The organism is Duganella sp. Dugasp56 (assembly GCF_047304105.1).
Classification (GTDB): domain Bacteria; phylum Pseudomonadota; class Gammaproteobacteria; order Burkholderiales; family Burkholderiaceae_D; genus Rugamonas; species Rugamonas hordei.
On the sequence record NZ_JBGLYQ010000029.1, the window covers coordinates 53,835 to 77,395 of the forward strand.

Below are 23,561 nucleotides of genomic sequence, written 5' to 3' on the forward strand. Positions count from 1 at the left end.
TTTTTACTCTGCCAGCGCCTTGGTCAGCGCGGCGATCAGCACGGCGTTCTCCTGCGGCAGGCCGATGGAGATGCGCAGCCATTCCGGCAGACCGTAGTTGCCCACCGGGCGCACGATCACGCCCTGCTTCAGCAGCGACAGGTTGACGCGGGCGCCGGCCGCCAGGTCCTTGCCGACCTTGACCAGCACGAAGTTGCCGTACGACGGCACATACTCCAGGCCCAGCTTGTCGAACGCCTCGGTGAACTGCTGGTAGCCGGCGGCGTTGTTGGCCGCGCTGCGCTTGAGGAATTCCTTGTCGTTGAGCGCCGCGATGGCCGCCGCCTGCGCCAGCGAATTGACGTTGAACGGCTGGCGGATGCGGTTCATCAGGTCCGTCAGCGCCGGCTGGGCGATGCCGAAGCCCACGCGCAAACCGGCCAGGCCGTACGCCTTGGAGAAGGTGCGCGACACCAGCAGGTTGGGATACTTCTTGACCCACTCGGCCGATTCGAACTGGTTTTCCTCGGCCAGGAATTCGTTGTAGGCCTCGTCCAGCACCACCACCACATTGGCCGGCACCTGGTCCAGGAAGGCCTGGATGTCGGCGGCCGGGATGAAGGTGCCGGTCGGGTTGTTCGGGTTGGCGATGAACACCAGGCGCGTATCGTCCTTGATCGCCGCCAGCATCGCCGGCAGGTCGTGACCGTAGGCCTTGGCCGGCACCACGATGTGGTTGGCGCCCACGCCCTGCGTCGCCAGCGCGTACACGGCGAACGAATACTGCGAATACACGATCGACTGGCCGCGCTCGACGAACGCGTGGGCGGCGATTTCCAGGATGTCGTTGCTGCCGTTGCCCAGCGTGATCCACTCGGCCGGCACGTCGTAGCGCTTGGACAGCGCGGCTTTCAGTTCGAAGCCGTTGGCGTCCGGGTAGCGGCCCAGGTCGGCGGCGGCGGCGGTCATCGCCTGCACGGCCGATTCCGGCACGCCGAACGGATTCTCGTTGGACGCCAGCTTGACGATGGCCTCTTCGTCGAGGCCGAATTCACGCGCGACTTCCGCGATCGGTTTGCCGGCCTGGTATGGAGCGATGGCGCGGACGTACTCCGGGCCGTAATTCTTGGACATAGTCTCTCTCTGATTCTGGTTGGTTAGGTCAAACTCACGGGATAGGATCCCAGCACCTTGAAGAAGGCTGCATTGCCCTGCAGTTCATCCAGCGCCTTGGCCACGGCCTCGTCCTGCACATGGCCTTCGACGTCGACATAGAAGTAGTACTCCCAGGTTCCCGTGCGCGCCGGACGCGACTCGAAGCGCGTCATCGACACATTGTGCTGGGCCAGCGAACCAAGCAGGCGGTAGATGGAGCCGGCCTTGTGCGGCGCGGCCAGCGCCAGCGACGTGCGGTCCTCGCCCGACGGGCCGGCCTGCAGGTGGCCGATCACGGCGAAGCGGGTGCGGTTGTGCGGATCGTCCTGGATGTTGGCCTTGACCGTGCCCAGGCCGTAGCGCACGCCGGCGCGTTCACCGGCGATGGCGGCGATCGCGTGATCGTCGCGCGCCATGCGGGCCGCCTCGGCGTTCGACGACACGGCGCGGCGCTCGATGTCCGGGTAATTGTTGTTCAGCCAGATCTGGCACTGCGCCAGCGCCTGCGCGTGGGCGCAGATGGCGGTGATGCCGTCCATGTTGCCGGTGGCGGTCAGCAGGCTGTGGCGAACCGCGATCGACACTTCGCCGCTGATGGTCAGCGGCGTATGCAGCAGCAGGTCCAGCGTGCGGCCGATGGCGCCCTCGGTCGAGTTCTCGACCGGCACCACGCCGAATTCGGCGGTGCCGGCCTCGGTGGCGCGGAACACCTCGTCGATGGACGAGCAAGGCAGCACATCGACGGCGGTGCCGAACTGCTGGTACACCGCCTGCTCGCTGTAGGTGCCGGCCGGGCCGAGGAAGGCGATGGTGACGCGCTTTTCCAGCGAACGGCAGGCGGACATGATCTCGCGCCAGATGGTCTGCAGCTCGGTATTGCCCATCGGGCCGGGATTGCGCTCGGCCACGCCGCGCAGCACCTGCGCCTCGCGTTCGGGGCGGAATACGGGAGCGTTGGTCTCGGCCTTGACGTGGCCGACTTCCTGCGCCACCTTGGCGCGGCGGTTCAACAGGTCGAGGATCTGCGCATCGATGGTGTCGATCTGCTCGCGCAGGGGTTTGAGTTTATCGTTCATGAGAGTCTATTTGCCGGCGCGGCCGGCGAATTCGTTCAAGTAGTCCACGAGCGCTTGCACGCCCTCGATAGGCATCGCGTTGTAGATCGATGCGCGCATGCCGCCGACGGACTTGTGGCCCTTCAGTTGCAGCAGCCCGCGCGCCTTGGCGCCGGCCAGGAATGCCTCGTTCCTGCTCTCGTCCTTCAGGTAGAAGGGCACGTTCATGCGCGAGCGGCTGGTTTTCGCCACGCGGTTCTGGTAAAAGTCGTCCACGTCCAGCGCCGCGTACAGCAGCCCGGCCTTGGCCTTGGCGCGCTTTTCCATCTCGGCCACGCCGCCCTGCTTTTTCAGCCACTGGAACACCAGGCCGGCGATGTAGATGCCGTAGGTGGGCGGCGTGTTGTACATCGATTCGTTGTCGGCCACCAGCTTGAAGTCGAACGCCGACGGGCACACCGGCAGCGCCTTGCCCAGCAGGTCGTCGCGGACGATGACGATGGTCACGCCGGCAGGGCCGATGTTCTTCTGCGCGCCGGCGAAAATCAGCCCGTACTTCGACACGTCGACGGGGCGCGACAGGATGTGCGAGGACATGTCGGCCACCAGCAGCACGCCGTCCTGCGGCGCCGGCACGCCGGCGTCGAAGTCGTACTCGACGCCGTCGATGGTCTCGTTGGTGCACATGTGCAGGTAGGCGGCGCCCGGCGTGAGCTTCCACTCCGATTGCGGCGGCACCGACGTCATCGACGACGCGGCGATATTGACGTTGGCGTACTTGGCGGCTTCCTTGATGGACTTGCCCGACCACGAGCCGGTATGAATGAAATCGATGGTCGCTGGCTGCGGCTTGTGGCCGACGAGGTTCAGCGGGATCAGGGCGTTCTGCGACAAACCGCCGCCCTGCATGAACAAGATCTTGTAGTTGTCCGGTACTGCCAGCAGCTCGCGCAGGTCGCGCTCGGCCGCCTTGTAGATCGACATAAACTCCGGTCCGCGGTGGCTCATCTCCATGACGGACATGCCGCTGCCATGCCAGTCCAGCATTTCGGCAGCGGCTTGCGCCAGTACTTCCTTCGGCAATACGGCGGGGCCGGCGGAGAAGTTATAGATGTGAGTCACGTTGCGGTCCTTATTTGGTGGATTGTTTTTCCTGCAGCTTCTGCATCAGCGGGGTGATGCGGCGCGCGGCGACCTGCTGGCCGATCTGCATGGCTTCGGCCATCAGCTTGGGCATGGTCGACAGCATCTTGGCGCCGATCGGCGTGCGGTAGAAGGCGGTGATCTGCTTCAACTCGCCCGCGCTGTAAGTGCGCGCGTACAGCGGTACGGTTTCGGTGAGGATGTCGTCGATCATGGCCGGGTCGTTCATCGCGCCTTGCAGCACGGCGACGGCGGCCGGCAATTCCGCTTCCATCTTGGCCAGCGCCTCTTTCTTTTGCTCCGGCGTGGTATTCGGGTTGTTCTTGATGCCGGCTTCGGCGCCGGCGCGCATGGACTGGCCGATGCTCTGCGACATCTGCTGCATCACGCCGGTCATCATGGTGCGATAGTTCATCGCATCGAACAGCTCGCGCGCGGCGGCGGTGGAGGCGGCGTCGGCCTGGGCGTACGCCGGGGCGGCGCCGACGAGGGCGAACGCGGTGATCGCGGTGCTGACAATGGCTGCTATCTTCTTCATATGTTCGCCTAAAAATTAAAAACAAAAAAACGGGGCCAGTCTTATTGTCGCATTTATCCGCGAAATAAACCTGACCCCGCTGACCCCGGACCGCAGTCCGGGGGCGTGTTTGCTATGACTTACTCGGGTTGAGCTTCGTCTGGCTTGGCATCGGGGCCCGGTTCCAGCTCGACTTCGTCGATGTCGGTTTCAACCACGCGCTGCAGGCCGGACAGCTTGGTGCCGTCTTCGACCGCGATCAGGGTCACGCCTTGCGTGGCGCGGCCCATTTCGCGGATCTCGGACACGCGGGTGCGGATCAGCACACCGCCGGTGGTGATCAGCATGATCTCGTCGGTCGAATCGACCAACGTCGCCGCCACCACCTTGCCGTTACGCTCGGAGGTCTGGATCGCGATCATGCCCTTGGTGCCGCGGCCGTGGCGGGTGTACTCGGTGATCGGCGTACGCTTGCCGAAGCCGTTCTCGGTCGCCGTCAGCACCGACTGCTGCTCGTTTTCCGCCACCAGCAGCGCGATCACGCGCTGGCCCTCGTCCAGGTTCATGCCGCGCACGCCGCGGGCGTTGCGGCCCATCGGACGCACGTCGTTCTCGTCGAAGCGCACCGCCTTGCCGGCGTCGGAGAACAGCATCACGTCGTGCTCGCCGTCGGTCAGCGCGGCGCCGATCAGGAAGTCGCCCTCGTCCAGGTCGACCGCGATGATGCCGGCCTTGCGTGGATTGCTGAAGTCCTTCAGCGGCGTCTTCTTCACGGTGCCCAGGCTGGTCGACATGAACACGTAGTGGTCTTCCGGGAAGGTGCGGTTGGCGCCGGACAGCGGCAGGATGACCGTGATCTTCTCGTTGTCCGCCAGCGGGAACATGTTGACGATAGGCTTGCCGCGCGAGTTGCGCGAGCCTTGCGGCACTTCCCATACCTTGAGCCAGTACATGCGGCCGCGGTTGGAGAAGCACAGGATGTAGTCGTGCGTGTTGGCGATGAACAGCTGGTCGATCCAGTCTTCCTCTTTGGTCGCCATGGCCTGCTTGCCGCGCCCGCCGCGCTTCTGCGCGCGGTACTCGCTGATCGGCTGCGCCTTCATGTAGCCGGTGTGCGACAGCGTCACCACCATGTCCTGCGGCGTGATCAGGTCTTCGGTGCCCAGGTCGGTCGCGTTGTGCTCGATGTTCGAGCGGCGCGGATCCTTCTGCGGGTCGCCGAATTCGTTGACCACGTGGGTCATCTCGTCGGTGATGATGGTGGTCACGCGTTCCGGCTTGGACAGGATGTCCAGCAGGTCGGCGATTTCGGCCATCACGTCCTTGTACTCGTTGACGATCTTGTCCTGTTCCAGGCCGGTCAGGCGTTGCAGGCGCATCTGCAGGATCTCTTGCGCCTGGTCGTCGGACAGCTTGTACATGCCGTCGGTCTGCATGCCGTAGTGCTTCGGCAGGTGCTCCGGACGGAAGGCGTCGATGCCGCCTATGGTGCCGCCTTCGCCGGTACGGGCCAGCATCTCGCGCACCAGCGACGAATCCCACGAACGTTCCATCAGGCCGGTTTTCGCGACCGGCGGCGTCGGCGCCGCCTTGATGATGGCGATGAAGTCGTCGATATTGGCCAGCGCCACGGCCAAGCCCTCGAGCACGTGGCCGCGCTCGCGCGCCTTGCGCAGCTCGAACACGGTGCGGCGGGTGACCACTTCGCGGCGGTGCGACAGGAAGCACTGCAGCATTTCCTTCAGGTTCAGCAGGCGCGGCTGGCCGTCGACCAGCGCCACCATGTTCATGCCGAAGGTGTCCTGCAATTGCGTCTGCTTGTACAGGTTGTTGAGCACCACTTCCGGCACTTCGCCGCGCTTGAGCTCGATGACCACGCGCATGCCCGACTTGTCGGACTCGTCGCGGATGTCGGAAATGCCTTCGAGCTTCTTGTCGCGCACGTTTTCGGCGATGCGTTCCAGCAGCGATTTCTTGTTGACCTGGTATGGCAGCTCGTCAACGATGATGGCCGTGCGGCCGCCGTCCTTGCCGTACTCTTCGTAGTGGGTCTTGGCGCGCATCACCACGCGGCCGCGGCCGGTGCGGTAGCCGTCGCGCACGCCGGAGACGCCGTAGATCGTGCCGCCGGTCGGGAAGTCCGGCGCCGGGATCAGTTCGATCAGCTCGTCGATCGAGCAGGCCGGGTTGCGCAGCACGTGCAGCGCGCCGGCGATCACTTCATGCAGGTTGTGCGGCGGAATATTGGTCGCCATGCCGACCGCGATACCCGACGAGCCGTTGATCAGCAGGTTGGGAATGCGGGTCGGCAGGACGGTCGGCTCTTTTTCCTTGCCGTCGTAGTTGGGCTGGAAGTCGACGGTTTCCTTGTCGATGTCGGCCAGCAGTTCAGCGGAAATCTTGTCCAGGCGGCACTCGGTGTAACGCATCGCCGCCGCGCCGTCGCCGTCGACGGAGCCGAAGTTGCCCTGGCCGTCGACCAGCATGTAGCGCAGCGAGAAGTCCTGCGCCATACGGACCAGCGTGTCGTAAATCGACGCATCGCCGTGCGGGTGGTACTTACCCATCGTCTCGCCCACCACACGGGCGCATTTGACGTAAGGGCGGTTCCACACGTTGTTCATTTCGTGCATCGCGAAGAGGACCCGGCGGTGCACCGGCTTGAGGCCGTCTCGCACGTCCGGCAAGGCGCGGCCTACGATCACGCTCATGGCGTAATCGAGGTAGCTCTTGCGCATCTCTTCTTCGAGGGAAATAGGGATTGTTTCTTTTGCGAATTGATCCATTGGCGGGTCGACTGATCTTTGACTGTGGTTTATCTTTTATGCAATGTAGGCCGCACGTACTGCACTTCTACCCTGCCCTCCCAAATTGGACAGGCAAGCGTGCGATTTTAGCATGCGGGCAGGACGATCAGCGCAAATCCCGCGCCTGCCCCGGCATCCTCGAGCCCGCGCACGATTCACAAGCTTGTAACCCCTTGTAATATTCATGACACATTACTCAATTATTATCGATAATCACGTTGCAACAAAACAACATTTTGGTCGAAATCGAAAAGGGCGCGTGTTGCACCCTTTTTACGGCCGAAGATCGCTTGTGGCAAAATGGATTAGAAGTTAATTGCTTGTTTCGCAATCGGGAGACGGGCGCGACGCCCGTGCGTGGTAGAATTCGCCCCACGTATTACACGTCGCGCAGTTTTTCTGCGGATATCACCCCCGAAAGGAAGAAAAATATGAAAAAACTGATTTCGATGCTGGCCGTGTCGGCTGCCTTCGCTACCTCGGCTATTGCACAAACCGCGCCTACCGCTCCTCCGTATGCTCCTGTGACCCAGGACATCAAGGCAGCAACCCCTAAGAGCGCATACGTGCAGGATGCACGCGGCGTCATCGCCCGTGATCCGTTCGGCCTGTGCTGGCGTACCGGCTACTGGACCCCGGCTGATGCCGTTCCAGGTTGCGACCTGCCAATCTGCGTCGAGCCAGAAAAGCTGGAAAACGGCAAGTGCGTAGCACCGCCGCCGCCACCGCCAGCCGCGCCAGCCCCTGCTCCGGCACCGGCTCCAGCACCTGCGCCAGTCCCAGTGCCTACCGCACAAAAAGTCAGCTTCGCAGCGGATGCGTTCTTCGACTTCGACAAAGCCGTTCTGAAACCAGAAGGCAAAGCGAAACTGGACGACGTGACCTCGAAACTGGGTTCGATCAACCTGGAAGTGATCATCGCCGTCGGCCACACCGACTCCGTTGGTACCGATGAATACAACCAGAAGCTGTCGGTACGCCGCGCTGAAGCTGTCAAGGCCTACATCATCTCCAAAGGCGTTGAAGCCAACCGCGTGTACACCGAAGGCAAGGGCGAGAAACAGCCGGTTGCAGACAACAAGACTGCAGAAGGCCGCGCCAAGAACCGTCGCGTAGAAATCGAAGTCGTCGGCACCAGCAAGTAATTGCTCGTCCGGTAAGACAGAAACCCCGCCCCGGCGGGGTTTTTTTACGCCCGCTGCTTTAGAATAGCGGGATGAGTCCCGTAGCATTTATTTAGTCCTTACCAGAGCCCATGAACGCCGATCCATTAGAACTGCAAAAATTCTCCGACCTCGCGCACCGCTGGTGGGACCCGACCTCCGAGTTCCGCCCGCTGCACGAAATCAATCCGCTGCGCCTGGAATGGATCAACGCGCGCGCGCCGCTGGCCGGCAAGAACGTCATCGACATCGGCTGCGGCGGCGGCATCCTCAGCGAATCGATGGCGCGCAAGGGCGCCACGGTGACCGGCATCGACCTGTCCGAGAAGGCGCTGAAGGTGGCCGACCTGCATTCGCTGGAATCGGGTGTGCAGGTGCGCTACAAGCTCATCGCCGCCGAAGAGATGGCGGCGCAGGAAGCGGGCCGCTACGATGTGGTGACCTGCATGGAAATGCTCGAGCACGTGCCGGACCCGGCCGCCATCGTGCGCGCCGCCGCCACGCTGGTCAAGCCGGGCGGCCAGGTGTTCTTCTCCACGCTGAACCGCAACCCCAAGGCCTACCTGTTCGCCATCCTCGGCGCCGAGTACCTGCTGCGCATGCTGCCCAAGGGCACCCACGACTACGACAAGTTCATCACGCCGTCCGAACTGTCGCAATTCATCCGCAGCGCCGGCCTGGAACTGCAAGGCTTCAAGGGCATGGGCTACAATCCGCTGACCAAGATCTATTCCCTGAACGACGACACCAGCGTCAATTACCTGGTCGCCACCACCCGTCCGCTGTAAGAACTCATCCATGACCCTACCTACTCCTCCGCGCGCCATCCTGTTCGACCTCGACGGCACGCTGGCCGATACCGCGCCCGACCTGGCCGCCGCCGTCAACCTGCTGCGCGCCGAGCGCGGCCTGGCGCCCACCGCCTATGAACTGCTGCGCCCGACCGCCTCGGCCGGCGCGCGCGGCATGATAGGCGCCGCCTTCGGGCTGAAGCCGGAGGACGAAGGCTTCGTCGAGCTGCGCGACGGCTTCTTCCACAACTACCAGGCGGCGATGGCGGTGCACAGCACACTGTTCCCCGGCATCGTCGAGCTGCTGGCCGGCATCGAGCAGGCCGGGCTGCAATGGGGCATCGTCACCAACAAGCCGTCGCGCTTCACCGATCCGCTGCTGCCGCTGATCGGCCTGGCACACGCGGCCTGCGTGGTGTCCGGCGACACCACGGCGCACGCCAAGCCGCACCCGGCGCCGCTGCTGGAAGCGGCCGGCCGCCTCGGCCTGGCGCCGGAGCAATGCTGGTACGTCGGCGACGACCTGCGCGACATCCAGGCCGGCAAGGCCGCCGCGATGAAGACCATCGCCTGCGGCTGGGGCTATTGCGGACCGGTCGAGCCGCAGGGCTGGCAGGCCGACTATCTGTTTGATAGTCCTTTGGAATTGTTGGCGCTGATGCAACACTCGTTGACGGGCAATACCGAACTGGCCGCGTAAACTTAGCGACTTAGCATTTGATACCGCTAACCGTTGTATAGACGTATCAATGGTAACGGTGTCATTTGAAGCCAGGCACTAAACGGTTGTTCAGGAAACTTAACTACGTATAATCGGCGCCTGACTGCGTAGTATTACTTATTTCCTCAAGGCCACAAACTCGCTGAACGGAAAGGGAGACAGTCACCAACTATCTCAACTTTCCAATCAGGAGCATCATGAATTTTCCTGAGATGGCTGCCACGACCTCGCAGCCTTACTCCGAGCAGTTCGCTGTCTTAGCCGCCAACCTGGACGAGCCAGGCGCCCCGCAAAGCTGGATGGCCAGCGTGGCCGACGCCAAATACCACTGGTACGACCTGGTGGCCGGCTTCCCCGAAACCCCTGACATCCGCGATCCGATCGGCCGCTATCAGCGCCGCATGCAGTTCGAGCTCGAAGCGCTGGCGGAAAAACGCCACCTGTTCTTCGCCGTCACCCGTCCGCGCGTGCGCTTCGACGTCGCCGGCGCGATCCAGTGGGGTTTCTTCTCGCTGAAGCTGACGCTGCCGCTGCTGATGGGCCTGGCCGAAACCAAGGAAACCATTTCCATCGAACTCAAGGTGCCGTTCGCCGCCACCCTGAAGAAGCCGGCCGTGACGCTGACGCCGAACTTCATCACGCTGAACTGGGGCGGCCTGGTCGAAGCGTTTTCGATCCACGACATCCTGCAAACCTACGCCCACACGCTGAAGGTGCCGAGCAAGGTGGTCTACGTCGGCCAGACCCGCGACGCCGAGGCCCGCCTGTCCAAGGGCCGCCTGCCGGCGCTGCAGAAGCTGCACGCGCAAGCGGCCGGCGAGCTCGACATGCTGCTGCTGGTGCAGCAGATGGATGTGCAGGTGACCTGCGCCGACGGCGATCCGGCCGACGCCCCGCACAACGCGCATCCGGTCGCGGCCGACGCGCTGCAGGGCGAGCGCATGGACGTCATCGAGGCGGCGCTGATCCGCTACTTCGAAGGCAGCGCCGCCAGCCGCGTGCGCAGCCAGGAAGAGCGCACGCTGCGCGCCGCCCGGCTGCAGGACGCCCAGGCCAACAGCAGCCTGGCGCAGCTGACCATCGACCTGCAGCTCGACCAGGCCAGCCACTACCGCTACCTGGGCTCCGAGCACGTGGCCGCCGCCAAGCGCCACCTGCTGAGTTGCTACATCGCCGACGGCGCCGCCATGGTCGCGCCGCTGCCGTTGCCGGTGCCCGCCAAGGGCGCAAAAAATTAAAGCGCCGGAGGCCGGCGCGGATGCGCGCCGGCCTTGCCAGTGTTACATTGTGTGTAGAATTACCAGATTCCCCAGATTGCCATGTGGAAATATTCACGTGGACGTACTATACTGGGGGAATACATACGAGACACTCTGGAGCCCGCCCCATGACGAGCGATTTGCCCGACTCGATCGCTGACGACTATCCCGACCCTTCGCCGGATGAGCTGGGCGTGGGGGCGCTGTTCGCCGAAGTGCAGGAACCCTTCCACGACCTGCTGGCGCCGCCGGTGGACCACGACGACCTGCTGCCGCTGGTGCCGCGGCGCACCGCGTCGCCGCAAACCTGGACCGTCACCGTGGCCGACGCCAAGTTCCACTGGTACGACCTGGTGGCCGGCTTCCCCGAGATTCCCGACATCCGCGATCCGGTCGGCCGCCACCTGCGCCGCATGCAGTTCGACCTTGAGGCGACCACCGAAAAGCGGCTGATCTATTTCGTCGTCAACCGTCCGCGGGTGCGCTTCGACACCACGCGCAGCACCAGCTGGGGCTTCTTCTCGCTCAAGCTGACGATCCCCATCCTGCTCGGCGCCGAGGAAAAACGCGACAGCCTCACGATCGAACTCGAAGTGCCGTTTGCCGCCACGCTGAAAAAGCCCAGCGTCATCGTCACCGACCGCTTCATCACGCTGAACTGGGGCGGCTTGATCGAGGCGCTGTCGATCCACGACATCCTGCAGAACTATGAGAACACGCTGACCTTCCAGAGCAAGGTGCAGTACGTCGGCCAGACCAAGGATCCGATGGGCCGGCTGGCGCGCGCGCGCCTGGCGCCGGTGCAGAAGATCCACCGCGACAATGAAGAGTTCAACGACATGCTGCTGCTGATACAGCGCATGAACATCGAGGTGATTTCCGACGACGGCGATCCGGGCGAGCTGCCGGAGAACCAGAACCCGATAGCGGCGGACATCCTGCTGAAGGACCGCATCGACGTCATCGAATGCGCGCTGATACGCTACTTCGAAGGTCCGCAGATGCACGGCCGCAGCGACAAGGAAGCGGAAGTGCGCAAGCAGCGCCTGCGCGAGGTGCAGGCGGCCAACCACCTGGAGCACTTCCGCATCGACCTGAGGCTGGACAATCCAGGCAAGTACGAAGACCTGTTCTCGGCCCACGCGGGCGTGTCGCGCACTCACATCATCGACTGCACCATCGTCGACGGCGAGGTGCTCGTCACCCGCGTGCCGGACAAGCCGGCCAAGGGCTGATACCCGGGTTTAAAGCTTGGCCGGCTGGTACAGCTGGTCGAACAGGCCGCCGTCCGAGAAGTGCGCCTTCTGCGCCTTGGTCCAGCCGCCAGCCACTTCGTCGATGGTGAACAGCTTCACTTTCGGGAACTGGTTGGCGTACTTCTTCGCGGCCTTCTCCACCGTCGGACGATAGTAGTTCTTCGCGATGATCTCCTGCCCCGCATCGGTGTACAGGTAATCCAGATAGGCCTGCGCCACCTTGCGGGTGCCGTGCTTGTCCGCCACCTTGTCGACCACCGCCACCGGCGGTTCGGCCAGCACGCTGATCGACGGCACCACGATGTCCACCTTGTCCGGGCCCAGCTCCTTGACCGCCAGGAAGGCTTCGTTTTCCCATGCGATCAGCACATCGCCGATGCCCCGCTCGACAAAGGTCACCGTCGAGCCGCGCGCGCCGGAATCGAGCACCGGCACGTTTTTAAACAGCTTGGAGATGTAGTCCTTGGCGGTGGCCTCGCTGCCGCCCGGCTGCTTCAGCGCATAGCCCCAGGCCGCGATGTAGTTCCAGCGCGCGCCGCCGGAGGTCTTCGGATTCGGCGTGATGACCGAGATGCCTGGCTTGACCAGGTCGTTCCAGTCCTTGATGCCTTTCGGGTTGCCTTTGCGGACCAGGAACACGATGGTCGACGAATACGGCGTGCTGTTGTGCGCCAGGCGCTTCTGCCAGTTTTTGTCGAGCAGGCCGTGCTCCGCCACCTCGTCGATGTCGTAGGCCAGGCCCAGCGTGACGACGTCCGCATCGAGACCGTCGATCACCGTGCGCGCCTGTTTGCCGGAACCGCCATGCGACTGCTTGATGGTGACGCTGTCGCCGGTCTTGGCCTTCCACTGCCTGGAGAAGGACGCGTTGACGTCCTGGTACAGCTCGCGGGTCGGATCATAGGACACGTTCAGCAGCGAGATATCGGCCGCATGCGCGGTCGCCGCCACCGCGCCAAGCAGCAGCGCGGAATGAATCAGTTTTTTTACAAACATCAGTAGTTCTCCTTTTGGACAAGTTGATTTTTATGCGATGCCGCCACCGGCGGCACCAGGGTTATGCTGGCGATACGCGCCGCCATCTGCTGGTCGGTCAATGGGCCGGTGCCGCTGTAGCGGTCCAGCACCAGGTAGATCACCGGCGTGATGTACAGCGTGATCACCTGCGAAAACAGCAGGCCGCCAACCACGGCAAGGCCCAGCGGCTGGCGCAGTTCGGCGCCGGCGCCCCAGCCGAAGGCCAGCGGCAAGGCGCCCATCAGCGCCGCCAGCGTCGTCATCATGATCGGCCGGAAGCGCTGGATACAGGCCGCGCGGATCGCCTCTGGCGCCGACAGCCCCTGATTGCGCTGGGCGTCGAGCGCGAAGTCGATCATCATGATGGCGTTCTTCTTGACGATCCCGATCAGCATCAGGATGCCGATGATGGCGATCAGCGTCAGGTCCATGTCGAACAGGCGCAGCGTGATCAGCGCGCCCACCGCCGCCGACGGCAGCCCAGCCAGGATGGTCAGCGGATGGATATAGCTTTCGTACAGCACCACCAGCAGCACGTAGATCACCAGCACCGCGATGGCGATCAGCACCAGCTGGCTCGATTGGGTGTCCTGGAACACCGCCGCCTCGCCGCCGTACTTGGTGATGATGGAGGCCGGCAGCTGCACTTCCCTGCCGATCGCCGCGATGCGGTCGGTGGCGTCGCCCAGAGCGGCGCCGGGCGCCAGGTTGAACGACAGCGTGATCGCCTGCAGCTGCCCCTGGTGGTTGACGGCCGTCGGCCCGACCGTGCGCACCACGCGCGCAAAGCTGGACAGCTGCACCAGCGCGCCGCCGCTGCCGCGCATGCTGATCTTGTCGAGCGCGGCGTCGAACTGGCGGTCGGCCGCTTCCATGATGACCTGGTAACTGGCGCTCGGCGCGTAGATGGTGGAGATCTGGCGGTCGCCGAAGGCCAGGTACAGCGCGCTGCGCAGGTCCGCCATCTGTACGCCCAGGCCGCTGGCCTTGTCGCGATCGATGTCCAGCGTCGCCTGCAGTCCCTTGTTCTGGGTGTCGCTGGTGACGTCGCGGAACAGCGGATCGGCGCGCATGCCTTGCATGACCTTGTCGGCCCAGCCCTCCAGCGCGTCCGGCGTCACGCTCTGCAGCGTGTACTGGTAGCGGCTCTTGCTGGTGCGTCCGCCCAGCTGCAGGTTCTGCATCGGACTGAAATACACCGCGATGCCGGGCACCGTGCGCGCCGCCTTGCGCAGCGAGTCCAGCGTTTCCTTCATGCCGGCCCGTTCGCCCTTCGCCTTCAGCGTCAGGATCAGCCTTCCGCTGGAGGTGCTGTTGCCGCCGCCGGGACCGCCTGCGCCGGTGAAGGACAGCACGCCCTGCACGTTGGGGTCGGCCTGCAGCGCCTTCGCCACCCTGGCCTGCAGCGCCATCAGCGCCGGCATCGACACGTCCTCCGAAGCCTCGGTGATGACGCGGATGCGGCCCAGGTCCTCCTCCGGGAAGAATCCCTTGGGGATGGACTGGTACAGCACCGCCGTCAGCACGAAGCTGGCCAGCGCCGCCAGCAGCACCGCGTTGCGATGCCGCAGGCCCCAGTCCAGCGTGCGCTCGTAGGCACCGGTCAGCCGTGCGAAGGCGGCTTCGAAGACGTTGCTTTCGGCGTGCGCCGCGTTCTCGTGGGTGAGCAGGCGGCTGGCCAGCATCGGCACCAGCGTCAGCGACACCAGCGCCGAGACCAGCACCGCCAGCGACACCACCACCGCGAATTCGTGGAACAGCAGGCCGATCACTCCCGGCATGAAGAAGATCGGGATGAACACCGCCACCAGCGACACAGAAATCGAGATGATGGTGAAGCCCATCTCCTTCGAGCCGTTCAGCGCGGCCTTCAGCGGCGGCTCGCCGCCCTCGATGTGGCGCACGATGTTTTCCAGCACCACGATGGCATCGTCCACCACCAGTCCCACCGCCAGCGTGATGCCGAGCAGCGAGACGTTGTCGAGGCTATAGCCGGCCCAGTAGAACAGCACCATGGAGCCCAGCAGCGAAATCGGCAGCGTGACGGCGGGGATCAGCGTCGCCGACGCGCGGCGCAGGAACAGGAAGATCACCAGCACCACCAGCACCACGGTCAGCGCCAGCGTCAGGTTGACGTCGTGGATGGCGTCGCGGATCGACAGTGAGCTGTCGCCGCTGAGCGTCACGCTGATCGACGCCGGCAGCTGCGCCTGCAGCAGCGGCATCAGCTTGCGCACCGCGTCCACCACCTTCACCGTATTGGCATTGGGCTGCCGCTGGATCTGCAGCACCACGGAGCCTGCGCCGTTGTAGTTGGCGCTGGTGCGGACCGATTGAAAGCTGTCCTCCAGCGAGGCCACCTCCTTGAGCCGTATCGGCAAGCCGTTGCGGTTGGCGATAATCAGTTCGCCGAACTGCGCGGCCTTCATCAGGCGCGCGTCGGCCTGGATGGTCAGCGTCTGGTCCGGGCCTTCGATGATGCCCAGCGGGGAATTGGAATTGGCCGCCTTGACGGCGTTGGCCAGCTCGTCGAGCGTGATGTTGCGGGCGTTGAGTCTTTCCAGGTCGGCGCGCACGCGCACCGCGAAACGCTTCTGGCCGTTGACGTTCACCTGCGCCACGCCGTCCAGCGTGGCCAGGCTGGGCGCGATCAGGTTCTCGGCAAAGTCGTTCAATTCGGTCAGGCCCAGCGTCGGCGAATTAAGCACGATGAACAAGGTCGGGCCGTCGGCGGGATTGGTCTTGCGGTAGGACGGCAGTTCCGTCACCTCCGGCGGCAGCGAGCGCTGCGCGCGCAGCAGCGCGGCCTGCACGTCCAGCGCCGCGACGTTGATGTCGATGCTGGGATCGAACTCCAGCGTCAGCGCGGTGGTGCCGGACGAGCTGCTGGAGGTGATCAGGTTCAAGCCGCCGATGGTGGCGAACTGCTTCTCCAGCGGCAGCGCCACCGACGACGCCATCGTCTCGGGACTGGCGCCGGGCAGGTCGGCGTTGACGTTGATGACAGGCGTGTTATAGCTGGGCAGCGCGGCGACCGGAATGCGGAAGCACGCCATGACGCCGGCCACGATCAGCGACAGCGACAACACGAACACCAGCGCGGGCCGGCGGATGCACAATTCGGAAATGTTCATCGCGTGCTCCCGCCGGCGTCGGCCACCAGCGCGTCCTTGCTGGCGTCTTTGCCCACCTTGACCTTGGCGCCGGGTTTCAGATTCTGCTTGCCTTCAATGATGATCTGCTCGCCGCCGGTCAATCCCGAGACGGCGGCCTGGCTGCCGAAGGCGTGCAGCACCCGCACCTTGCGCGGCTGCGCCAGCTGATCGGCGCCGACCGCGTACACCACCGCGCCCTCGGGGTGGGTCAGGATGGCCGCCAGCGGCACCACGACGGCGTCGCGCATCGTGTCCAGCGTGACGCGCGCATGCACGTACTGGCCGGGCCACAGCCGCGTATCGGTATTGTCGAATTGCGCCTTGACGCGTATGGTGCCCGCCACCGCATCGACGGAACTGTCGATGAAACTGAGCTTGCCTTGCAGCGTGCGCGCGGATGTGCCATCGCCCAGGCTTGCGCTGACCGCGACCGCGCCTGCCTTCTGCCCGGCCAGCAGCGCGGCCAGTCCACTCTCGGGTATCGTGAAGCTGACGGCGATAGGATGAATCTGCGTCACGCTGGCCAGCGGCGTGTTGGCCTGCACCAGGCTGCCCGCAAAGACATTGACCGCACCGACGCGCCCCGCCGACGGCGCGCGTATCGTCGTGTAACTCAGATCGACCTGCGCGGAACGCAGCGCCGCCTGGTCGGCCTGCAGCAGCGCGCGCTGGCTCTCAACCTGGGTTTGCAGGCTGTCCGCAGCACTGACGGAGATGAAGTTTTGCGCCGACAGATCCTGGCTGCGCTTGAACTGGCGCTCCAGGTCGGCCAGCGTGGCCTGGTCGCGCAGCAGTTGCGCCTGCGCGCGGTCCAGCGCCGCGCGTTCGCTGCGGTCGTCCAGCGAGAACAGCAAGGCATCGGCCGCGACAAACTGGCCTTCCTTCACATGCACGCGCGTCAGCAGGCGGCTGACGTGGGGACGGATTTCCACCGTATTCAAAGGCACCACGGTGCCGTTGGCTTCCAGCTCGACCGGCACGTCGCGCCGCAGCGCCGGCGCCAGCCGCACGCTCGGAACGCCGCCGGCTGCCTTGGCCGATGGAGCGGCGACCGCCTGCGCAGGCTGCGGACGGCCGAGCGCGAAATAGCCGCCCGCCGCCACGCAGGCCAGCGCGGCCACCGCCACACTTGTACGCTTCGCCTTCAACCGCCCGGCTCCGTCAATACCGACAGCTTGGTCACTCCGGAGCGCTGGATATTAGCGATCACCTTGGCCACGGCGCGATACGGCACGCCCTGGTCGGCCTGCAGGCTCAGCGCCAGCTCGGGATCCTTGGTCACCAGGTCCTTCAGTTCCGGTTCCAGCGCGGCCGGCTCCACCTCCCGCTTGTCGATGAAGATCTTGTTACTGCCGTCAATACTCACCGTCACCGTCTTCGACGGATTCGCCGGAGTGGTGGTGGAAGTCTTCGGCAGGTTGATGCGCACCGCGTTGTTGAGCAGCGGCGCGGTCAGGATGAAGGTCACCAGCAGCACCAGCATCACATCCACCAGCGGCGTGATGTTGATCTCGCTGACCACGTCGCTGCTATCTCTACCAGTCGAGAAGGCCATTATGCGTATGCTCCCTGCTGGACCGGGCGCACGGCTTGCGGCGCGGTGCGCGATGCGGGACGCGTCACGCGGAAGCCGTTCTTCTGCGCCAGGTTGACGAAGTCGGTGGCGTAGTTATCCAGCTCGGCGGCCGTCACCTTCAGGCGGCGCACATAGAAGTTGAACGCCAGGACCGCGGGCACCGCCACCGCGATGCCGACGCCGGTGGCTATCAGCGCCTCGCCGATCGGGCCGGCCACCACGTCGATGCTGGCCGAACCGCTCTTGCCGATGGCGCCCAGCGCATGGATGATGCCGAACACGGTGCCGAACAAGCCGACGAAGGGCGCCGTGCTGCCGATCGACGCCAGCACCGCCAGCCCGCTTTCCAGCGACTGGTATTCCTTCTGGATTTGCTGGCGCAGATGGCGTTCCAGCAGCTCCTGCCTGTCCCAGCTGTGTTCCAGGTCGCTGCTGGCGTCGCCCGATTCGCTCACATGCAGCGCTTCGAAGCCTATGCTGGCCAGCCGCGATTTCGGGCTGGCGTCGCTGGCCAACGCGCTGGCGGCGTCCAGCGTGCTGGCGCTCCAGAACTGTTTGGTAAATTGTTTATCCCGTTTTCCCAGCCGGTAGTGCTGCACGCCCTTGGCCAGTATCAGCACCCAGGTAACGACGGAGAACAGCACCAGTGCATACAGGGCGCCTTGAACGATAAGATCTAAGTAATAGGAAGACATGGAGTGCACCCTTAATATAAAAAGTCAGGAAAGTTTGAAATTCAGTGGGACCTTGACCCAGCCATCGATCGGCGTCTGGCCGCGCTTGGCGGGATCGAACGACCACGCCAGCACCGCCTTCACGGCCGCGTCGTCGAGTATCTTGTGGCCGCTGGACTTATCGACGGCGACGTTGTCCGGTTTGCCCGAGGCCAGCACGTGGACCTTCAGCACAACCTGTCCCTGCAGGCCGCGGTCCTGCGCCAGCGCTGGATATTCCGGCGCCGGGTTGCTGCGATAGCCGGCATAGCCGCGCGGCTCGGTGACCGGCTCGGGTGCCGGCGGCGCAGGCGGCGCGGCCACGGGAGCCGGCGGTGCCGGCGTCGCCACCTGTACGGTGTTCGCGCTTGGAGGACCGTCGTCGACCGGTGCCTGCGCCACCACCGGCAACTGCGGCGGCGCCTTGGCCGGCGCAGGCGCCACCTTGGCGACCTGCGGCTGAATCTTGGGCGGCTCAGGCGGCGGCGGTGGCGGCGGCGCAAACTCGATCGCCAGCGGCTCGGCAGCTTTCGGCGGCAGCGGTTCGATTTGACCGCCCTGGTGGAAGGCGATGATCACGCCGGCATGCAGCACCACCGCGAGGCCGACCAGCGCAGCCAGACCACGCTTGTTGCCTTTGCCGGCAATGCCGGTACGTGGAATCGCAACGCTGGCCGGTACCGCCGCTTCAACCGGCTGCACGCGCGGAGCGGGCCGCGCCTGCCGGCGCACCGCCGCGCGGCGCGGCGAATAATTCATACTCTCAAAAGTCAGTGCGGTCATGATGAGGCCCTTTCGCTATTGTCCTTGCACGTCCTTGAGCAGAAACCGTGCCCGGACTTCAAGTGACTGATTTCATTGAAAACTCTGTATTTCATCGGCCGCCAGCTGCTGCGCAGCCAACAGCCTGCGCACGGCGGCTGCTTACCAGTGAACAGCGCCGCTGGCGGCGGTCACCACCGCAGCGGCGGCGGCGAGCGCCAGCACCAGCGCGGCCCCACTACCCTTGGTCGCGGAGGCGCCAACGCGCACCTCCTTGAATCCGGTCACCATCGGCTTGACCAGGTTGTCCTTCTTGAGAACGAGGTAGACCAGGATGGCGACGATGTGCAGCGCCAGCACCCCCAGCAGCACATACGCCAATTGCTTGTGCAGGCCGGTCAGACGATTTGCCAGCCCCTCCTCCACCAGCGCGAACAGCGGGCCGGTGAACGAGATCTCGTCGTTGCCGAACAAGCCCGTGGTGGCCTGCACCGCCAGCAGCCCAAGCAGCGCAAACACCGACAGCGCGCCAAGCGGATTGTGCCCCTGCCCCTTCCAGCGGCCGCGCAGATAGGCCCGCAGCTTGCCGGCGGTCGGCGCGAAATTCACGAAGCGGGCATGCGTGGAACCGGCGAATCCCCATACCAGCCGGAAGGTCACCAGTCCCAGTATCGCCAGGCCCGCCTTGCCGTGGATTTCCATCCAGTCGCCGCCGATCTCGCCGCTGACGATGGCGACCGTCACCGCCAGCACCAGCGACCAGTGAAATATCCGCGTCGGCAGGTCCCATACCAGGATGCGTTTGCCGGCCGGTGCCGCAATCTGCGGCTGCACTTCCTCATAGGTGGCGCGCTTGTTCATGGCTGGACTCAGTTCGGGGCTGCGGCGGCAACCTGCTTGACCGGCGGCGCGATGCGGACAATCTTGCCGCCCTGCGATTCATAGTCTTCCGAGCCGGCGGCGCCGGCCACCTTGAAGCCCTTGGCGGTCAACAGGTCGCCGACGGCGCCGGCGCGATGGGCGTGGTTCGAGACGGTGACGATGACGCGGTCCTTTGGAATATAGGCCAACTGGTTTTCGACGTCCTTGGCCTGGATATTCAGGAAGACAGGGAAGCTGCCCTTGGCCGTTACTTCGTCCGGACGGCGCACGTCAATCACGACCAGCTTTTCCGGCTTGGCCAGCAGCGCGTCGACTTCAGCGCGCTCCAGTTGTTTGGTCTTGTAAGTCCAGGGTTGCGCGGCTTGCTGCGCGAATGCGGAAACGCTGGATACCAGCGCCAGTGCCAATGCTGCTATGTGGATTTTTTTCATGGTGTGTGCTTTCGAAGTGAATGAGTGAGATGGCTCATCCGCTTCGTTCGCAACTATCATGCCAAGCACCTGCGTATCGCGGAACGCCCGTATTTGCTGGCTTCCTGCAGTTTTTATCCGCAACGGCCTGGTGATGCACCAACAGAAAATACAGCAGAGCTGTTGGGGATTCAACAGCGCCTTCAGTCGTTCCACGCGCAGTCGCTACGCCGTATGCAAGCATGCGGGCACGCCAATACTGGTGCTTAAACATATACGTTAATCGTATAAACAATTTATCCGCGATGGCACGTAACTTGCGAAATAGAGCTCAATACCACCGCCACCATCAGGAGAGCAAAGTAATGAGCAAAACGCATAACGTTTTACCGAACCACTTCCGAGCGGCGCCGTTGGCCGCAGCTGTTGTCGCCGCGCTAGGCCTGCTGGCTACGGGTCCGCTGCATGCCGCCGACGCGCCGACCATCGCTGATCTGCAGGCGGAAATCGCCCGCGTACTGGCGGAGAACGCCAAGCTGAAACAGGCGTTGGCCGCGCAGGCGCAAGCCGGTTCGGCCGCCGCTCCGGTGGCGCCGGCTGCCGAGGCTCAGGCGCCTGCCCCCGCCGTCGCTGCGGCCGAAGAAGAACCACAGGCATTGGGCGCAGTCACCGTGCGTGGCAAGAAGAAGATCGAACTGCTGAAAGACGTGCCATTGTCCGTCTCCGTAGTCAGCGGCGCGGAGCTGGATCGCGAACTGGCGCAAGACCTCAGCGCCATCACCAAGCGCAGCGCCGGGATCCAGTTCAACCAGAACAACACACGCGGCGCCTCGCTGTCGATACGCGGCCTGGGCAAGCGCTCGTTCACCGAAACGCAGGATCCGAGCGTCGGCATGGTGGTCGATGGCGTCAGCTACGGCTTGTCGCAACTGGCTAACTTCGATTTCTACGACGTCGATTCGGTCGACGTCACGCGCGGCCCGCAAGGCACGCTGGGCGGAAAGGGCGCCAGCTCGGGCGTGGTCAGCGTCAACACCAAGCGTCCGTCGTTCTACCCGAGCGCCGACTACCAGATCACCTACGGCCAGCGCGACACGCTGATCGCCAAGGCCAATCTCGGCGGCCCGATCATCGACGACCTGCTCGCCTGGCGCGGCTCCTTCGTGGTCGACCGCAGCCGCGGCTACTACGTCAACAACTTCGATACCAACTACAGCCTGTATAACAAGAACCGCGTCAGCGGCCGCACCCAGTTCCTGTTCACGCCGACCGCCGACTTCAACGTCCGCGTCAGCTTCGATCTCGAGCCGCACGCGCCGCAAGTACAGAACGGCCTGACCTTCTACAAGAATCAGCCCGACCGCTTCGCCGACGGCTCGCTGACGGACCCCAGCGGCACCACCACGCGCGCCAAGCTGACCGGCTTCACCAACGCCACCGGCGTCTACACTCCGGGCCGCGCATGGTTCGCCGGACGAGATTTCAACGGCACGCCCTACACCTATGACAACAACTACATCGGCGACAACAACCTTAACTTCAACGAGAACCAGGGCCAGACCGTGCATAACAAGGGCGGCCAGATTGACCTGACCTGGAACGTCGCCAACCACACGCTCAGCTCCATCACCGCCACCCGCAAATACACCTTCGACGCGCACAACGACGAAGGCACGCCGTTCGACATCAACCGCAACGGCGGCGGCGGAGTGGACTACCAGCAGTTCAGCCAGGAGTTCAAGCTCAAGTCCAAGCCGGGCGGCGCCTTCGACTACGTGGCCGGCCTGTTCTACCTGAAGACCGACGACGACATCGCCTCCAAGACCGGCTGGGGTTCGGACGCCGGCGCGTGGTTCGCCACCGTCGCCCAGTACAACACGCTGGACCGCAACGCCGGTGCCAACCGCGGCGCGGGCCTGGCACTGCTCAAGGACTCGCTGGATGACGCAGTGGCTAAAGGCGACACGGTGGTCCACACCAAGAGCTCGGCGATCTACGGCAACGCCACCTGGCACGCGACCGACGCGGTCAGCCTGACCGGCGGCCTGCGCCTGACGCACGAAAACCGCAACACCACCGACACGCGCTTCCTGACCGCCAACGGCGCCGGCGCGGCCCTCAATCCGGTCTCCGTGCGCGGCGTGCAGCTGGGCGGCTTCAACTCCACCGCCAGCGGCGCGCTCGCCACCGGCAACAGCGCTGCGCAACTGGCGCTGGCCGATGCTGTGGCCAACCGCTACTTCGGCGCAGCCTCGTATGGCGCCCTGACCACCGCGCAACTGGCGCAGGTGGCGGCGGCCAAGGCGCTGCGCGCAGGCCAGGTCGGGCAGCTTATCAGCGGCATCACCAGCTATTACAACGACAACCTGACCACCGCGACGTTGAGCCCAAGCTACCGCTTCAACGACAACATCACCGGCTATACCTCGTGGCAGTATGGGGAGAAGTCCGGCTCTGCGCTCAACGTCAACGGCTTGTCGGCCAACGTGCGGCCGGAAAAGACCAACGCGTTTGAAGTCGGCCTGAAATCGAGCCTGCTGAACAACACGCTGATCGTCAACGCGGACCTGTTCCAGATGAATATCCGCGACTACCAGTCGACGGTGCGGGTGGTGGACGACTTCACCACGCAGACCAACATCGCCAACGGCCAGGCCAATCCGACCGCCTACGTGACGGCGCAGGGCAACGTGCCCAAGGCGCGCGCACGTGGCCTGGAGTTGGATGCGGTGTACTCAGGCATCCAGAACCTCAGCATCCGCGTATCCGGCGCCTACACCGACGCCCGCTACATCAGCTTCCCGCAGGCGGCCAAGCCGGACGAACTGGGCTACCTGACGGCCGCCTACGTCGACCAGAGCGGCCTGACGCTGCCCGGCGTGGCCAAATGGACCGGCAACGTCGGCGCCGAGTACCGCGCGCCGGTGTGGGCGGACAAGCAGTTCCACACCAGCTTCAACACCGCCTTCACCAGCCGCTATAACAACAGCGACACGCTGTCCTCCTACGGCTACGTTCCGGGCAATGCGATAACCGACTTCGCCATCGGCCTGTCGACCAAGAGTGGCTTCGATGTCAGCCTGATCGTGAAGAACCTGACAGACAACCGCAAGCACGAGCCGGCATGGGTCAGCTATGCGCCAAATCCGTATCCGCGCTGGTACGGCCTGACCTTCAGCGGCAAGCTGTAAGTCCAACAG

19 protein-coding genes are annotated in these 23,561 nt (G+C 64.3%); 6 read left to right on the top strand and 13 right to left on the bottom strand.

Translation table 11 applies throughout. The annotated features are described in order from the left end of the window. Nucleotides 1–3 precede the first annotated feature (3 nt). The 5 genes from hisC to gyrA form a co-directional block, all read right to left on the bottom strand. Nucleotides 4–1,113, bottom strand: coding sequence for a histidinol-phosphate transaminase (gene hisC / locus ACCD07_RS20355; RefSeq protein WP_353400668.1), 1,110 nt, complete (start codon nt 1,111–1,113; stop codon nt 4–6). Nucleotides 1,114–1,136: 23 nt separating this feature from the next. Further along, nucleotides 1,137–2,210: a prephenate dehydratase gene (gene pheA, locus ACCD07_RS20360; RefSeq protein ID WP_413448381.1), complete on the bottom strand. Its 1,074-nt coding sequence runs from the start codon at nt 2,208–2,210 to the stop codon at nt 1,137–1,139. Between the two features lie 6 nt (nt 2,211–2,216). Further along, nucleotides 2,217–3,311: a 3-phosphoserine/phosphohydroxythreonine transaminase gene (gene serC, locus ACCD07_RS20365; protein ID WP_413448382.1), complete on the bottom strand. Its 1,095-nt coding sequence runs from the start codon at nt 3,309–3,311 to the stop codon at nt 2,217–2,219. A 10-nt stretch (nt 3,312–3,321) separates the two neighbouring features. Then, a complete protein-coding gene (locus tag ACCD07_RS20370) occupies nt 3,322–3,870 on the bottom strand; it encodes a DUF2059 domain-containing protein (protein ID WP_413448383.1) in 549 nt (182 codons plus the stop codon). 119 nt (nt 3,871–3,989) lie between these two features. Continuing rightward, nucleotides 3,990–6,635 (bottom strand): DNA gyrase subunit A, encoded by a 2,646-nt coding sequence (gene gyrA / locus ACCD07_RS20375; protein ID WP_413448384.1) that lies wholly within the window; start codon nt 6,633–6,635, stop codon nt 3,990–3,992. A 452-nt stretch (nt 6,636–7,087) separates the two neighbouring features. On the opposite strand from gyrA, the gene ompA reads away from it, so the two are divergent. The 5 genes from ompA to ACCD07_RS20400 all read left to right on the top strand — a co-directional run bounded on the left by ompA (nt 7,088) and on the right by ACCD07_RS20400 (nt 11,825). Continuing rightward, on the top strand, nt 7,088–7,801 hold the full coding sequence (gene ompA / locus ACCD07_RS20380; RefSeq protein WP_176655227.1) for an outer membrane protein OmpA: 714 nt from the start codon (nt 7,088–7,090) through the stop codon (nt 7,799–7,801). A 110-nt stretch (nt 7,802–7,911) separates the two neighbouring features. Beyond that, entirely contained in the window at nt 7,912–8,607 is a 696-nt protein-coding gene (ubiG, locus tag ACCD07_RS20385) for a bifunctional 2-polyprenyl-6-hydroxyphenol methylase/3-demethylubiquinol 3-O-methyltransferase UbiG (protein ID WP_413448385.1), read from the top strand. Nucleotides 8,608–8,617: 10 nt separating this feature from the next. Further along, nucleotides 8,618–9,310 (top strand): HAD-IA family hydrolase, encoded by a 693-nt coding sequence (locus tag ACCD07_RS20390; protein WP_413448386.1) that lies wholly within the window; start codon nt 8,618–8,620, stop codon nt 9,308–9,310. Between the two features lie 218 nt (nt 9,311–9,528). Next, a complete protein-coding gene (locus ACCD07_RS20395) occupies nt 9,529–10,569 on the top strand; it encodes a hypothetical protein (RefSeq protein ID WP_413448387.1) in 1,041 nt (346 codons plus the stop codon). A 149-nt stretch (nt 10,570–10,718) separates the two neighbouring features. Beyond that, nucleotides 10,719–11,825: a hypothetical protein gene (locus ACCD07_RS20400; protein WP_413448388.1), complete on the top strand. Its 1,107-nt coding sequence runs from the start codon at nt 10,719–10,721 to the stop codon at nt 11,823–11,825. Nucleotides 11,826–11,834: 9 nt separating this feature from the next. Here ACCD07_RS20400 and ACCD07_RS20405 read toward each other — a convergent pair whose 3' ends face one another. The 8 genes from ACCD07_RS20405 to ACCD07_RS20440 form a co-directional block, all read right to left on the bottom strand. Beyond that, on the bottom strand, nt 11,835–12,842 hold the full coding sequence (locus tag ACCD07_RS20405) for a sulfate ABC transporter substrate-binding protein (protein WP_176655072.1): 1,008 nt from the start codon (nt 12,840–12,842) through the stop codon (nt 11,835–11,837). Beyond that, nucleotides 12,842–15,997, bottom strand: a complete 3,156-nt coding sequence (locus ACCD07_RS20410) for an efflux RND transporter permease subunit (protein WP_413448389.1) — start codon at nt 15,995–15,997, stop codon at nt 12,842–12,844. The genes ACCD07_RS20405 and ACCD07_RS20410 overlap by 1 nt, the downstream gene beginning before the upstream one ends. Beyond that, a complete protein-coding gene (locus tag ACCD07_RS20415; RefSeq protein ID WP_413448390.1) occupies nt 15,994–17,166 on the bottom strand; it encodes an efflux RND transporter periplasmic adaptor subunit in 1,173 nt (390 codons plus the stop codon). Before ACCD07_RS20415 ends, ACCD07_RS20410 begins: the two co-directional genes overlap by 4 nt. Further along, a complete protein-coding gene (locus ACCD07_RS20420; RefSeq protein ID WP_176655069.1) occupies nt 17,163–17,573 on the bottom strand; it encodes an ExbD/TolR family protein in 411 nt (136 codons plus the stop codon). The genes ACCD07_RS20415 and ACCD07_RS20420 overlap by 4 nt, the downstream gene beginning before the upstream one ends. Beyond that, a complete protein-coding gene (locus ACCD07_RS20425) occupies nt 17,573–18,289 on the bottom strand; it encodes a MotA/TolQ/ExbB proton channel family protein (protein WP_413448391.1) in 717 nt (238 codons plus the stop codon). Before ACCD07_RS20425 ends, ACCD07_RS20420 begins: the two co-directional genes overlap by 1 nt. 24 nt (nt 18,290–18,313) lie before the next feature. Next, nucleotides 18,314–19,090, bottom strand: a complete 777-nt coding sequence (locus tag ACCD07_RS20430; protein ID WP_413448392.1) for an energy transducer TonB — start codon at nt 19,088–19,090, stop codon at nt 18,314–18,316. A 141-nt stretch (nt 19,091–19,231) separates the two neighbouring features. Beyond that, entirely contained in the window at nt 19,232–19,930 is a 699-nt protein-coding gene (locus ACCD07_RS20435; protein WP_413448393.1) for a cytochrome b/b6 domain-containing protein, read from the bottom strand. Nucleotides 19,931–19,938: 8 nt separating this feature from the next. Continuing rightward, nucleotides 19,939–20,382, bottom strand: a complete 444-nt coding sequence (locus ACCD07_RS20440; protein WP_413448394.1) for a rhodanese-like domain-containing protein — start codon at nt 20,380–20,382, stop codon at nt 19,939–19,941. A 344-nt stretch (nt 20,383–20,726) separates the two neighbouring features. Here ACCD07_RS20440 and ACCD07_RS20445 point away from each other — a divergent pair, with 344 nt between their 5' ends. Beyond that, nucleotides 20,727–23,552 (top strand): TonB-dependent receptor, encoded by a 2,826-nt coding sequence (locus ACCD07_RS20445; protein ID WP_413448395.1) that lies wholly within the window; start codon nt 20,727–20,729, stop codon nt 23,550–23,552. Nucleotides 23,553–23,561: the final 9 nt, after the last annotated feature.